Annotated in this window: 14 protein-coding genes; 6 read left to right on the top strand and 8 right to left on the bottom strand. The window is 64.8% G+C overall.

Going from position 1 to position 12,386, the window contains the following annotated elements; genetic code table 11:
* Position 1: 1 nt before the first annotated feature.
* Positions 2-2,029 (bottom strand): conjugal transfer protein TraG, encoded by a 2,028-nt coding sequence (locus AX725_RS13760; RefSeq protein ID WP_038292469.1) that lies wholly within the window; start codon positions 2,027-2,029, stop codon positions 2-4.
* Positions 2,030-2,371: 342 nt separating this feature from the next.
* Between AX725_RS13760 and AX725_RS13755 the strand changes: the two genes are divergently transcribed.
* The 5 genes from AX725_RS13755 to AX725_RS13735 are packed head-to-tail and all read left to right on the top strand — an operon-like array spanning position 2,372 to position 5,533.
* A complete protein-coding gene (locus AX725_RS13755; RefSeq protein ID WP_017499939.1) occupies positions 2,372-2,710 on the top strand; it encodes a hypothetical protein in 339 nt (112 codons plus the stop codon).
* Complete coding sequence (locus AX725_RS13750) at positions 2,707-3,081, top strand: helix-turn-helix domain-containing protein (protein WP_017499940.1); 375 nt, start codon at positions 2,707-2,709, stop codon at positions 3,079-3,081. Before AX725_RS13755 ends, AX725_RS13750 begins: the two co-directional genes overlap by 4 nt.
* 3 nt (positions 3,082-3,084) lie before the next feature.
* The gene (locus AX725_RS13745; protein WP_017499941.1) at positions 3,085-4,095 is read left to right on the top strand and encodes an ImmA/IrrE family metallo-endopeptidase; all 1,011 of its coding nucleotides are present in this window, start codon (positions 3,085-3,087) and stop codon (positions 4,093-4,095) included.
* Positions 4,096-4,101: 6 nt separating this feature from the next.
* On the top strand, positions 4,102-4,782 hold the full coding sequence (locus AX725_RS13740; RefSeq protein ID WP_017499942.1) for a C1 family peptidase: 681 nt from the start codon (positions 4,102-4,104) through the stop codon (positions 4,780-4,782).
* A complete protein-coding gene (locus AX725_RS13735) occupies positions 4,754-5,533 on the top strand; it encodes a thymidylate synthase family protein (RefSeq protein ID WP_017499943.1) in 780 nt (259 codons plus the stop codon). Before AX725_RS13740 ends, AX725_RS13735 begins: the two co-directional genes overlap by 29 nt.
* Here the strand turns inward: AX725_RS13735 and AX725_RS13730 are convergent.
* The 5 genes from AX725_RS13730 to AX725_RS13705 form a co-directional block, all read right to left on the bottom strand.
* Positions 5,500-6,204, bottom strand: a complete 705-nt coding sequence (locus AX725_RS13730) for a uracil-DNA glycosylase (RefSeq protein WP_017499944.1) — start codon at positions 6,202-6,204, stop codon at positions 5,500-5,502. The genes AX725_RS13735 and AX725_RS13730 overlap by 34 nt on opposite strands.
* The gene (locus AX725_RS13725) at positions 6,201-7,379 is read right to left on the bottom strand and encodes a nucleoside triphosphate pyrophosphohydrolase family protein (RefSeq protein WP_017499945.1); all 1,179 of its coding nucleotides are present in this window, start codon (positions 7,377-7,379) and stop codon (positions 6,201-6,203) included. The genes AX725_RS13730 and AX725_RS13725 overlap by 4 nt, the downstream gene beginning before the upstream one ends.
* Positions 7,376-7,576, bottom strand: coding sequence for a hypothetical protein (locus AX725_RS13720; RefSeq protein ID WP_017499946.1), 201 nt, complete (start codon positions 7,574-7,576; stop codon positions 7,376-7,378). Before AX725_RS13720 ends, AX725_RS13725 begins: the two co-directional genes overlap by 4 nt.
* A gap of 51 nt (positions 7,577-7,627) precedes the next feature.
* Positions 7,628-9,592: a relaxase/mobilization nuclease RlxS gene (gene rlxS, locus AX725_RS13715; protein WP_017499947.1), complete on the bottom strand. Its 1,965-nt coding sequence runs from the start codon at positions 9,590-9,592 to the stop codon at positions 7,628-7,630.
* Between the two features lie 840 nt (positions 9,593-10,432).
* On the bottom strand, positions 10,433-10,753 hold the full coding sequence (locus AX725_RS13705; RefSeq protein WP_017499949.1) for a DUF736 domain-containing protein: 321 nt from the start codon (positions 10,751-10,753) through the stop codon (positions 10,433-10,435).
* Between the two features lie 360 nt (positions 10,754-11,113).
* Here AX725_RS13705 and AX725_RS13700 point away from each other — a divergent pair, with 360 nt between their 5' ends.
* Positions 11,114-11,341 (top strand): hypothetical protein, encoded by a 228-nt coding sequence (locus tag AX725_RS13700; protein ID WP_017499950.1) that lies wholly within the window; start codon positions 11,114-11,116, stop codon positions 11,339-11,341.
* Between the two features lie 53 nt (positions 11,342-11,394).
* Here the strand turns inward: AX725_RS13700 and AX725_RS13695 are convergent, their stop codons facing one another.
* Both AX725_RS13695 and AX725_RS13690 read right to left on the bottom strand, forming a co-directional pair.
* Complete coding sequence (locus tag AX725_RS13695) at positions 11,395-11,898, bottom strand: hypothetical protein (protein ID WP_017499951.1); 504 nt, start codon at positions 11,896-11,898, stop codon at positions 11,395-11,397.
* Positions 11,891-12,358, bottom strand: a complete 468-nt coding sequence (locus AX725_RS13690) for a hypothetical protein (protein WP_017499952.1) — start codon at positions 12,356-12,358, stop codon at positions 11,891-11,893. Before AX725_RS13690 ends, AX725_RS13695 begins: the two co-directional genes overlap by 8 nt.
* Between the last annotated feature and the right edge of the window lie 28 nt (positions 12,359-12,386).

The raw sequence follows: 12,386 nt of genomic DNA, 5'->3' as shown, positions 1-12,386 counted from the left end.
GTCAGAAGTCCGGCAGCATGTCGGCGCTGCGACCCTGATTGATCGCGTGAGCGCGGATCAGCGTGCCGGTGGCGCCGGCGCGGTCCATCGCGTGCTTGTCGGCGATCGTGTCGGTGTCGTCGCTGTCCAGGCCGAGCAGGTCGAGCTGCTTTGGCGGCTCGGGTTTTTTGGCGGGTTCTTCGCCGAGGCCGGGGTGGCGCTGCTGTTGCAAGCCGCCGTCCTCATCCGCCTTCGCATCGTCATCGGGCTTGCCGAGCCGGGTATCGGGCGCGCGGACCAGTCCGCTCCAGTCGTTGGGGCGTGCCTGCGGCCGGTCGGGATAGTCTCCGGGCGCGGGCTGCGGCGGCGGTGCGATCCGCTCGCGGAAATTGCGGTCCTCGTAATAGCGCAGCTTCCTCGCGCGGATCGGGGCCATGCCGGAGACAAGGACAAGCTCATCCTTGGGCGGGAGCTGCATCACCTCGCCGGTGGTCAGGAGTGGCCGGGCGGTCTCCTGCCGGCTGACCATGACGTGCGCCAGCCAGGGCGCGAGCCGGTGGCCGGCATAGTTGCGCATCGCGCGCTGTTCGGTGGCGATGCCGAGCGCGTCCGAAATCCGCCGCGCCGTGCGCTCGTCGTTGGTCGCAAACGCGACGCGGACATGGCAGTTGTCGAGGATCGAGTTGTGCTCGCCATAAGCCTTCTCGATCTGGTTCAAGGACTGCGCGATCAGGAAGGCGCGCACTCCATAGCCCGCGAGAAAGGCAAGACTGGTCTCGAAGAAGTCGAGCCGCCCCAATGCCGGGAACTCGTCGAGCATCATCAGGAGCTTGTGCTTGCCCGCCCTGGCGGGATCGGCATCGAGCTTTTCGGTGAGGCGGCGGCCGATCTGGTTGAGCACCAACCGCACCAGCGGCTTGGTGCGGCTGATGTCCGATGGCGGGATGACAAGGTAGAGCGAGACCGGATGGCCGGCCTCGACGAGATCGGCGATCCGCCAGTCGCAGCGCGATGTCACCGCGGCGACGGTCGGGTCGCGATAGAGCCCGAGAAACGACATTGCGGTGGAGAGGACGCCGCTGCGCTCGTTCTCGCTCTTGTTGAGCACCTCGCGCGCCGCCGAGGCGACGACGGGATGGATCTGCGGCGCATCCTTCGTGCCGAGGTGATTGGTGGTCATCATCCGCCGGAGCGTGGCGGTGAACGGCCGCTGCGGGTCCGACAGGAATGTGGCTACCCGTGCGAGCGTCTTTTCTTCCTCCGCATAAAGGACGTGGAGGATCGCGCCGACCAGGAGCGAATGGGAGGTTTTCTCCCAGTGGTTGCGCCGTTCGAGCGCGCCTTCGGGATCGACCAGGATGTCGGCGATGTTCTGGACGTCGCGGACCTCATGCTCGCCGCGCCGGACCTCCAGCAGCGGGTTGTATTTGGCGGAAGCGGGATCGGTCGGATTGAACAGCAGGACGTGGGAGAAGCGCGCGCGCCAGCCGGCGGTGAGCTGCCAGTTCTCGCCCTTGATGTCGTGAACCACGGCGCTGCCGGTCCAGCCAAGCAGTGTCGGTATGACCAGCCCGACGCCCTTGCCCGAACGGGTTGGCGCGAACGCCATGATATGTTCGGGGCCGTCATGCCGGAGATAGCGGCCGCGCGAGCGGCCCAGGAATACGCCGGCATCACCGTAAAGGCCGGCCCGCTCGATCTCGTTCGGCCTGGCCCAGCGCGCCGAACCATAGGTGGTGACGTGACGCGACTGCCGCGCGCGCCAGAGCGAGCCTGCGATCGCCGCGCCGCAGCCGATGAAACCGCTCGCGCCGGCGAGCGCGCCGGCCTTGTCGAAAACATGCGGCGCATAGGCATCGTAGTGATACCACCAGGGGAAGAGCGCCCAGGGACGATAGACCGGCGTGCTTCCAGCCATGAACCAGGCCGGACCAAGTTCGGGCTGGTAGGCGAGCATCGCCGCCGCCCATTGGGTCGCCGCCCAGAGGCCCGCGATCACGATTGCGAACACGACAAGGATCTGGCCGATGAGCAATTTGGTCGGGGTCACGTTGAAGCTCCCGCCCATACCGCCGGATGCGGTCGGGGCGCGGCTTCAAGACTCGGCTATGGGCCGCCCGAAATGAACGGAGCCGCTGGGGGCTGGTGGGTGACCGAAGGAGATCACTCGTCGGCGACTGACTCAATATTCCAGCTCTGTTCTTTTGATCGAGCTATGACCCGAGTTGATGATTCTGCCCTGTCGTTGTCCCTCGAGGTGGCACTGACCACCACACCGCACCGCCGATGACCCGCTACACCCTGCAAAAATCCGAGCTGCAAATTCGGGCTTGCGTGTCGGATTATCAGACATTATATCGCATTTAATGTAGTGAAATCGTGCGAGGCATGCATGGCGACAATCGCTCCTCCGCAGCCCGCGGCAACCGCGTTTCCCAAAGCCGACGCCATTAGGGCGTTGGTCGACGAACTGCTGCAAGTGGCCAGGGCTGAGGCACAGGTGCGCGGAATTGCCCTGCCTCCGGAAAACCCGAAGATCATCCAGGCGCCCGTGCCACTCGACTCCTTGTCCGTGGTCGACACGCTTTGCGCGGTGGAGCAGGTCCTCGACATCGAGCTTCGCGACAGCATCGTCCGCACCGGCGGCTACAATTCGATCGAGAAGGCGATTGACGACCTCCTCCCTAAGATCGAACGCGTCTGGGTTAAGAAGAAAGGGTCGAAGCCATGACCAATCTCGCACTCCGCCAGGAAGGCGACGAGCAGGAGCGGCGGCGCTTGGGCGACCGTCTGCGCGAAGCACGGAAATATCTCGGCCTCAAGCAGGAAGAAGTTGCTGCCTATCTCAAGATTCCCCGGACCGCGCTTACCGATATCGAGAATGGCCAGCGCCGCGTTGAAGCGATCGAACTGACGCGGCTTGCCCGTCTTTACCGCCAGTCGGTGGCCTATTTTACCGGCGAAGACGAGGCCTCCGCGAGCCTTCCCGCCGATGTCGCCCATCTGGCGCGACGCGTTGCGGCCTTGTCGACTGAGGACCGGGCCGAGCTGAGCCGGTTTGCCGAATATCTCCGCTCGCGGTCTGGCGGCGAACGGAGCTGATCGATGGCGTCGGATTATGCGAGCGCGGTTCGCGCTGGTACGATGGCAGCGGGCCGCCTGCATCGCGAACTCGATACGCGCGCACTGATCGAGACCCAAGGCGGCAGCGTCGATGTCTTCGGCGCGATCCATGCCGTGGGTCTACCCTTGCTGCTTCGTCCTCTGAAAGGCCTGCTCGGCGCCTATCTCAGCGCACCTGCTCCTGGCGTTCTCGTCACGACGGAACGACCGATGAGCATCCAGCGCTTCACGGCCGCGCACGAACTCGGGCATTTTTCGATGCGACACGAGCCGAGCCTCGACGATGAGAGCATCCTGCGCCGGATGCCGATGTCGCCCGAACCGGGAAACAACTTCGAGGAAACCGAAGCCGACGCCTTTGCGATCGCCTTCATGATGCCGAAATGGCTGGTGCTCGCGCACAGCGCGCGACAAGGATGGCAGATCGATCATTTCCGGCGCCCCAATGTCGTCTATCAGCTCTCGCTGCGGATCGGCGCCAGCTATGAGGCGACGTGCCGCACCCTGGTTCGCTACAATCTGATTTCGCCATCGGTGATGACCGACCTGCTCCGGACGCAGCCGCGCAGCCTGAAGGTCGATCTCCTCAAGGACTATCGGCCCGACAACTATCGCGGCGACGTCTGGCTGCTGACCGAGCGCGATGCCGGCTCGCGGATCGATGGCAGTCGCAATGATCTTTTCGTGCTGCAGCTCGAAGAACATAGCGGCGGTGGGTATCTCTGGGATCTCGACCAACTGATCGCCAGCGGCTTCGCCGTCGTTCGAGACGAGCGTGAGGCAATCGACGGCGATGGCATCGGTGGTCCCGTTGTCCGCCGTGTCACCGCGGCGCCCGATGCGCCGCGGCGCGGCCGCATGTCGCTCGACGAGCGGCGGCCGTGGCAGCCTGCGCCGGCCCTCACCAGCCTGACGCTCGATTTCGACCTCACCGGCCCGGAACAGACGGGCCTGTCGCGCGCCGAACGGCGGCACCTGCTCGAGGCCGCCTGACGCCCCATGATCGATATCGTCCGTGACCTTCGGCCGCTGTTCGGGCCTGCGCGCGATCAAGGCGCGCGGCCGACATGCCTCGCATTCGCCGCGAGCGACACCCACGCCGGGCTTCGCGACGGCTGGGCACCGCTGTCGTGTGAATTCGCCTTTTATGCCGCGCAGAAACGGGCGGGCAGACCGCCGACGAGCGGCGCACTGCTATCCACAATGCTGGACGCGCTACGGCTCGATGGCCAACCCGACGAGAAAGGCTGGCCGTATCTGGCAGCGGTTCCAGCCGATCATCGACTGTGGACGCCGCCGGCGACCGTTGGCCCGCTCTATGGCCGCAACGGACAGAGGGATGGAACCGACCTGTCATCCATCCTTGCCGCGCTGGATCGTGACACGCCGGTGCTCATGCTGACGATGCTGTCACGGTCTTTCTTCCAGCCGCGCGGTGATGGCGTCGTCGATCCGGCGAACGACGAACTCCCCGAGCCAGCGCAACGGCACGCGGTCGTCGCGGTCGGGCATGGAACCGTGGACGGCACCCCGGCCATTCTCATCCGCAACAGCTGGGGACCAGGTTGGGGCTTGGAAGGCCACGCCTGGCTTACTGAGCGCTTTCTAGCGCCGCGCCTTTTCGCCACGGCAAATTTGACGGAGGAAGTCGATGTATCTTCCCATACCGCCGCAGCCTGACTGCGTTGCTGGCTGGCGCGAGGCGGTCCGGCTCGTCGACCTCGCCACCGGACACCAGGCGCAGAATGTCGTCATCTCCGTGGCCGAGCCGACTGCGCGCGCAACACTCGCCGATCCCGTCGTGGCGGAAGTCGATGCCTTCCTTTCGGGCCATGGCAAGAAGCCCATCGAGACGGTCGCCAACACGATTTTTCCGGCAGCGCTGTACAGGCGCTACGGCGCGCCGCAATTCTTCGACCGGTTTCGCGACAACGTGCTGCCGAAGGTCCGGAGGTCGGGCGCTTGGTCGGGCTATTATTTCGAACGGATGATGGAATTGCCCCGCGCCGACGGCCAGCCAATCAATCAAATCTGGGGCATCGTCGAGCGCCTGCGCAACCCGAACGTCCGAGCGCTCAACAAATTCGAACTGCTGATCTTCGACCCCGCCCGCGACGTGAATGACTCGCCCTACGGCGGTCAGTGCCTGAGCTTTGCCAGTCTCAAGCTGATCGGCAAGGGCGACGATCGTCGCCTCGGCATGACCGCGCTCTACCGCAATCACTACTATATCGAAAAACTGCTCGGCAATCTGATCGGCCTCGGCCGTCTGCTCGAATTCATCGCCAAGGAAGGCGGGGTCGCGCTGGGTCCGCTCACGATCGTCTCGACCAACGCCACGGTCGACACCGCCAACTGGAACCGCGGCGATCTTAAGCAACTCTTTGAACGCTGCGATCAGGCGAGCGCACATCTCCGTGCTGCGGCGTGAGGCGCGCCCAACGGCAGTTCTAGCGGCTCATCGTTGTCATCCGCGACACCGTACAGGCTGAACATGCCCTCGATGAACTCGCGCTGCCCGCCGTAGCTCGGATGGCGGACCGCGGTGGTCGGAATGTCGAGACCGTCCAGCGCCAGGTGAGCGTCGCGCCCGATCGCGACGATCTGGCGGGGCCGGATCATTGACACGAGGGCTTGCAATATCGGCCAGGTCGCCTCGCGCTCGCTTCGCGTGTGGCATCGGTTCGACATCGGATCATCCGCTTCATGGGGATGGAACGGGAAAACGTTCCAGAGCATGACAGGCTGACCGATCCGCTCTAGCACACGCCAGACGATCGCCGCGGTGCGCTCCGCCACGGCGGGTCCCTGCGTCGCACGTTCAAATGCGATGCCGCCCATCAGCGTGCCGGCATGTCCGAGGTGAATTTCGTCGGTCAGCGGTACGCCCGTACGCCGCCCCCCGCGATAGCCGAGATCACGCGCGATCCAGATCGTTTCGACGCGATGATCAAGCGCCGCGGTGAGCAGCATTTCGAGATTGTCGCGGCGCCGGGCGGCGGCGTCGCTGCGGTCATGGACCGTGCAGCGATCGCGCCAGGGATTGAACACTGAGGGAAGTTCGGTCGCCGCCAGGGTGGACACAAAGGATTTCGGGGTCATGACGGCAATTCCTTGATACGCAGGCGGCGATTGGCGAAGTCGATCAGGACGCGGCCGCGCCGATGCTCCTGAAGGAAGCGGAAAGCCGTATAGCCCTGGAGGATCGCTTCCTCCCAAAGCCACAGCGGACAGCGTTCTGATTCGTAGCCGGCGACGAACTGGCGGACATGCTTCAGCATGTCCAGCGGAAGGCCACCGCGCTTCACGTTTTCAAAGTACCGGAGTTGCTGCGCTTGTCCGAAAATCCAGGAAGTTATGCCCTCTTCGATGAGAATCGCCCGAGCACCGTCTTCGGCGTCGTCGAGTTTCGGATCGCTCTTGCGCTTGAGACGGAGCAGCGCACGCAGCACTGGCGACCAGCCAAGCACCGCGACATAAGCGTAGTGAAAGACATCGTGGAAACGATAGTCGTCGGGTTCGAGCGCGTTGTCGGTGAGCCGGTCGCCGACATACACACCGCTTGAGCGTTGATACACGAATGTCTGCCCGCGAACGGTGCGTTCATAGACGTCGATCGCCATCCGCCGCGGCAATTGCTCTTCTGGGTCGAGCGCCGCATCGGTCGGCGCCGGATAGATGCGCTCGCGCGGCCAGCGATCGAAGATCTTGTGAAGATTCTTCACGGCGGCAGCCTCGATGGTAACACCGGATTCGTTTGCCGCCTGGATCAACCGGCGCATGACCGCGACCAGCCGGCCCGCGAGTGCTTCGCGGTCCTTCGCAAGACCGCCCGCCTGGAAATCGTTGATGAGCAGCCCAACGTCGCCTGCCAGCGCGAGCAGGCTATGCTCGAACTGCGGCATCGGTGCCTTGGCAAGCGGAATGTGCTGCGGCTGCAGCGCATGGAAACTGAGCGTTTCGTTGCCGCCCGTCTGCCATTGTCCGCCGTTTGTCGCCGCGGCGGCAGCGATGTCGCTGAGCGCCATGCGGCTGCGCCGTGCGATCGCCGCCAGATACCAAAGGACGTCACCAAGCTCTTCCGCGACGGCGTGAGCGTAACCCAGGTAGGAGGCATCGTCGCGCTGCTTTTTCTTGGCCTCACTGAGCAAGCTGCCGACTTCGCCGAAAAGGCCAAGCATCGAGAAGCCCAGTGCGCGGCCACCGCTGCGTTGATCAGTCCGCGCGGCCTGCTTCGCATAATCCGCAACAGTGAGAGCTTCGAAATCCTCGCTCATCGCCTGCCCTTCCGGCGATCCGATATCGCGTCTGCGGGGACGCTCACGCCATAGGCTTCAAGTGCCCGCAGTACGATCATCCGGATCGGCTCGCGGGAATCGAGCGACCGTTGACCGAGATCGCGTTTCGTAACGGCAGGAATCTGCACCTGAAGATGCTCGTCGCCGACATCGGTTTGCGCTGCGATATTTTTCATGAATCCATGAAAACATAATTTCATGAAAATAGAAAGCCCGAATCCTCCGGATCAGGAGACGCTCGGCCCGCTGCGCTGCCGCCCGAGTGTCCAGTTGATCCCGCCGTCGCGCATGATGCCCGAGACCGATTTACCGACATGGCGATCGAGAACAGAGCGCCACGGCACCAGCGTGAAATCGCGCGACCGTTCGATGAGCGCATGGCGACCACTCGTCATCTCGACTGCGCGCACGAGCCTGCCTTGAACAGCCTCCCCCTCTCTGGCCTCGGCGAACGGAACGCCTAACTTGTCGGAGAGCTGGCGGGCGACACGCAGCAATTCTCGCCGCTGGAGCGCGGCGAGCATCCCTCGCCGATAGACCGTCTGCCCATCCTGTTCGTCTGCAAGCTGTTCGGTGATCAGCCATTGCCGTCGCATCGCCTGCGCTGAACGAACCTCGTGCCCGAACCCAGCATCGCGCACTGGCACCGGCGCTTCGGCGACCAGCTCGCGATCGAGCCAGGTCGCGGCATCGGTTCCCGGTAATTTGTCGAGCGGGATCGCCGACAGGGTTTCAATGGCAACGGGGTGGTCGCGGAACTGCATGGCTTCGAACCTCTCGACCCTGGCGAGATGGTCCGGCGCGATGATCCAGCTTCCGTCGGGCTCGCGCTCGACGACGCCCGAGATTTTTCGCATCGCTTCAAGCCGCCGGACATGCGTTTCGGCGAAGCGTTCGCTGGCGGTCGGATCGTGCTTCAGATGGGCGTCGATCGAATAGCGCCCGCCGTTCGCCGCCGCGATCTCGTCGATCGTCCGATCGACGGCGCGAATGCCGCCCTCGCGTGGCGCGATCCGGACGATGGCATTTTCGGGGATCGTGTCGACCAGCTCGCCCTTGCCGATCTCGGCATAATGGGTGCGCCCGTCGATGCCGTCGACCAGCAGATAATGACGGTCTTCATGTTCGTCGGCGAGCCCGCGCATCACGACGCGGCCGATGATCGGCGTCGCCTCCTTCGCGACCGGGTCGTAGATGACGCGATCGACCGCAGCACGATCGAGCTTCCGCGCGGTCAGCTCGCGCTGCATGGTGCGGATGATGTCGCCGCGCTCGCCGATCTGGCGCAGTGTGTTCGCAAGGTCGGGCTCAAGCCGCCAGGTGCCGTTGCCGACATGCGAGGCGAGTCCCATGCGCCCGAGTTTCTGCAGGCGACCGACGCGAAGCGATTGCTGGAAGGGATCGCCATCGCTCGCGCTGACCAGCCGCGCGGTATCCATGTCGCGGATCAGCCGTCTGTCGATCGCGGTCAGCCGCTCGGCACCCGTATCGCTGCGAAGCCGCTCTTCGATTTCAAGGTCGGTGCGCGGCCCCAGGTCGAGGTTGACGATCTCGATCGCCCGCTGCCGGCTCCCGTGCGAGATATACTCGCGCGCGATCAGCAGATTCTCACCCCGATCGTTTACGCCGCGCACCACGATATGCGTGTGCGGATGGCCGGTATTGAAATGGTCGACCGCCACCCAATCGAGCTTTGTCCCAAGATCCTGCTCCATCTGCGTCATCAGCCGGCGCACGAACGGCTTCAAGTCGGGATACTGGTCGGCGTCCTCGGCCGACACGATGAACCGGAACTGGCGGCGGTCGCCGTCACACCGTTCGAGGAACGCCTTGCCATCGGCGACGTCGCTGTCGGGCGAGTAGAGCGCACCAGCCTCGCCCTCACGGGTCACGCCGTCGCGCTGAATATAGCGAAGGTGCGCCTTCGCACCGCCCATGCCTTTCCCGCCAAGGCCGACAGGCCGTATCTTGACGATCACGCGGCGCGACCGGAACGCGCCCAATCGGTCGCGCGATCTGAGCACCCGCGCAACACTCGCGCCGCGCCCGATCCGGCTGCCGTCGAAACGGCCGCGCCTGCCCGTTTTCATGCCGGCCCGCTTTGCCGCTTTCACGACGCGGCTCAGGTAGCGCTGCTCCTTGCCCCGGCCGCGCATCCGGCCCAGCTGCGGTTCGAACTCATCATCGCGCATAGCGGCGTCCTTCCATGCCGGAATGACGCTCCCCGCCGATAAGAATGGCGCGTCCTCGCCAGAGCGCAAGGAGTCTCGCGATTGGGATCGGAAAAGCCCAGAAAACCGCCACTCCTGGTAACCCTGTCTCGCACTCAAAGGGCGAGTCTCGCAAAAGCCTTCAAAAAACGATGTGCAGACAAACACTTACAAAATCGCGAGATTTTGCCTCTATCTTGCCATCGAGCCCGACTGCCACCTGCCGCCCCAGACGCCCGCTTTGCCTTCCCGCCTTCCCGATCAAAAAAGGGGAGCGGCGCCATGCGGCACCACTCCCGCGAACCTGCCCCTTCAACAGCGCATCGCCTTATTGCCAGCCTGCCTGTTCGGCCTGACGCAGCGCCCGATTGCACCGCTTCAGCCTCTTCTCAGCGGCCCTTAATTCGGCTTCGATCTGCCGCCGTTCTCCCGCGTCATCGCACCATGAAAGCTCCGCGCGAAGCTCCTCGATCTGTTGTTCAACCGACATCTCATCCTCCTGATACAAGCGAAAGATGAGCCATCGCCCGGCGGGGAGCGGGCGGGGTCAACCACCGCGCAGCGGCCGCGAAGCGGGCGACGGGGGAGCCGATTTTCTCGTCGCCGGAGTGGAGCGAAGCGGAACGCAGGTGGCGTGAAAATTGGGGGAACCGTCGATGGTTGAGGCGGTCCGTTCGCCGCCGGATACTCGGTGCTTGCTGAGCGGATTTCTTCCTCTCTGCAGGCCCGCAAGCGCGTTCCGGTGCAGGAAAAGGCCCACGCCAAGCCCTCAAGGCATGAGGAAAGCCCCGCGCCGGGTGACCGGCGCGGGGCCGATCCGGCTCAGTCGCCGGGGTTCCAGATAACGGCGAACGCGTCGTCGTCGTCCTGCCCGGCGGCGCGGCCGAGATTGGCGTAGAGGGTGCGGCCGCCAAGTTCGGGGGCCGACATGGCGAGGCGGACATATTCGCGCTGGCTCACCTCGCCGGTGCGGATCCAGCCGCCGCCCAGTTCGACGCCGTTCGACAGCACGCGGTAGTCGGGCTGGTCCCCGGTCTTACTGCGGTTGGGGATGATGGCGATCTCGGCATTGACCGAAAGCGTCTTCAAGGCGCCCCGGAACGAACCGTCGTTCTGGCGCTGGACATGACCGATTGAGGGCATTTCTCGTCTCCTTGCACATTCGCCCGACCCGATGCCGGGCGATGGGCGGACCGAAGGGACGGCCCTTGAGCGCGCTGCGAACCGCAGGCCGAAGCGAAGCGGAGGACCGGAAGCGCGGGGCTGATTTGGAGCGAAGCGGCCGCGAGGAGCGCCGCCAAAGCGGCGCGGGGAAATCAGTTCCGCGCGATGGTTTCGCGAGGCGCGCGGCCGTCCCAGGTCATGCGCCCAAGGAGCCGGCGACGGGTTGGTGAGACACGAAAGGACGAGATGCGCGCGCGGACAGGAAGCCCAGTCCGGCGTCTTTCCGGGAAGCCATGATTGCTTTCGCGGCCACGAGGCCGCGGCTATAGCCTCACGGCGATGAACGAAGGAACGACGATTGCGGGGCAGATCGAACGGCTGATCGTGCGGCTGGACGGCGCGGCGGTGTGCGATGCCTGCGTGACTGACCGGCTCAACCTGTCGGTTACCGCACAGGCCAATGTCGTCACCTGCGCGCTCGGCGGCACGCGCGGATTCGAGCGGCAGAAGGACGAATGCACGTTATGCGGAAGCGCCCGGACGGTGATCCGCCGCACCGCCCGGTAGGTCAGGCGGCAGGGGTTTTCGGCACGCGAGCGCGCAGTGCGGCGCGATTTGGGCTAGTTGCCGTCGCCCGCGAGCGCGCGCGACAGCGCCTCGTTGGTCGCGTCGATCTCGATGCGGTCTGCGAAAATCGCGCACCAGCCGCCACCGAACTCCCCGATGCGGGGCTTGGAACAGGTCATGGCCCATTCAAAGCCGATCGGCCCCTTGGCGAGCGTTTCGGGGCAACATCGCTGGATCACCACCGCGATGGCAGCGGCATCGAAATCGTCCATGCTGGCGAAACACACGATCCGCGCGGATGGATCGTCGGGGCAGGTTTCAGCGATGAAATCGGCTCCGATGGTGGGAAATTCGGGATCGTTGAACGCCTCGCGAAACCCGCTCCACCGCGCGTTCGCATCGTCCGGCGGAAAGGCTGCGAGCAGCGCCGCGCTCGGCGGATCGGGCGCGTCGTCATTCGCTAGCGCGTAGCCAGCGTTTGCGACTTCCTCGATCAGCGCGCACTCGGCGGCGGTGCAGCGAAAGGCGAAGCTGCCCTGAATCCAGATGTCAGCCATTGCTCGCCTCCTCCCGTTCGGGCGTGATGACAAGCGGGGGCACCGCGAAGTCGGCCGCATCGAAATGCGCGATGATCGCCGCATAGCTGCCCAATCGCTCGGCGGTGCAGCGCCCCATGAGGATATAGTCGTCCTCGTCGGCAGCGTAGCTTTGCGGTTCGCCGCTGCCGGTGAACACGGTGCGTTCCGCACCCCACTGGCAGGCATAGGCGCCCGACCAGCGCGCGAAGAAAAGCCCATGCGCGATGCAGAAGGCTTCGAGTCCCTCGAACCGCCCCCAGGCGACCTCGTGCGCCATGAGCGCCAAGGGCTCGCCCTCGGGCAGATCGCCGAGCGCGAAGGGTTCGCCGTCCCATTCGGTGGACAGCCCTTCGTTCGCGATGGCCTCGGCGAAGGCGGGAAGCTGGCTGGCGGGGAGCGTCCCGCCGATGGTGATGGATGCCGAAACACGGTCGGCCATGACAAGTCTCCTGTCTGAAATCCGCGCC

Origin of the sequence: Blastomonas sp. CCH9-A1 (genome assembly GCF_001557175.1) — a bacterium.
Classification (GTDB): Bacteria; Pseudomonadota; Alphaproteobacteria; order Sphingomonadales; family Sphingomonadaceae; genus Blastomonas; species Blastomonas delafieldii_A.
This window is presented reverse-complemented; position numbering and strand designations above follow the sequence as displayed.

Bases quoted from the DNA above. Each gene is read 5' to 3' on its own strand.
- AX725_RS13730 (WP_017499944.1), bottom strand. From the start codon at position 6,204: ATGACCCCGAAATCCTTTGTGTCCACCCTGGCGGCGACCGAACTTCCC.
- AX725_RS13720 (WP_017499946.1), bottom strand. From the start codon at position 7,576: ATGAAAAATATCGCAGCGCAAACCGATGTCGGCGACGAGCATCTTCAG.
- AX725_RS13750 (WP_017499940.1), top strand. From the start codon at position 2,707: ATGACCAATCTCGCACTCCGCCAGGAAGGCGACGAGCAGGAGCGGCGG.
- AX725_RS13690 (WP_017499952.1), bottom strand. From the start codon at position 12,358: ATGGCCGACCGTGTTTCGGCATCCATCACCATCGGCGGGACGCTCCCC.
- AX725_RS13725 (WP_017499945.1), bottom strand. From the start codon at position 7,379: ATGAGCGAGGATTTCGAAGCTCTCACTGTTGCGGATTATGCGAAGCAG.
- rlxS (WP_017499947.1), bottom strand. From the start codon at position 9,592: ATGCGCGATGATGAGTTCGAACCGCAGCTGGGCCGGATGCGCGGCCGG.
- AX725_RS13740 (WP_017499942.1), top strand. From the start codon at position 4,102: ATGATCGATATCGTCCGTGACCTTCGGCCGCTGTTCGGGCCTGCGCGC.
- AX725_RS13700 (WP_017499950.1), top strand. From the start codon at position 11,114: ATGAACGAAGGAACGACGATTGCGGGGCAGATCGAACGGCTGATCGTG.
- AX725_RS13705 (WP_017499949.1), bottom strand. From the start codon at position 10,753: ATGCCCTCAATCGGTCATGTCCAGCGCCAGAACGACGGTTCGTTCCGG.
- AX725_RS13695 (WP_017499951.1), bottom strand. From the start codon at position 11,898: ATGGCTGACATCTGGATTCAGGGCAGCTTCGCCTTTCGCTGCACCGCC.
- AX725_RS13745 (WP_017499941.1), top strand. From the start codon at position 3,085: ATGGCGTCGGATTATGCGAGCGCGGTTCGCGCTGGTACGATGGCAGCG.
- AX725_RS13735 (WP_017499943.1), top strand. From the start codon at position 4,754: ATGTATCTTCCCATACCGCCGCAGCCTGACTGCGTTGCTGGCTGGCGC.
- AX725_RS13755 (WP_017499939.1), top strand. From the start codon at position 2,372: ATGGCGACAATCGCTCCTCCGCAGCCCGCGGCAACCGCGTTTCCCAAA.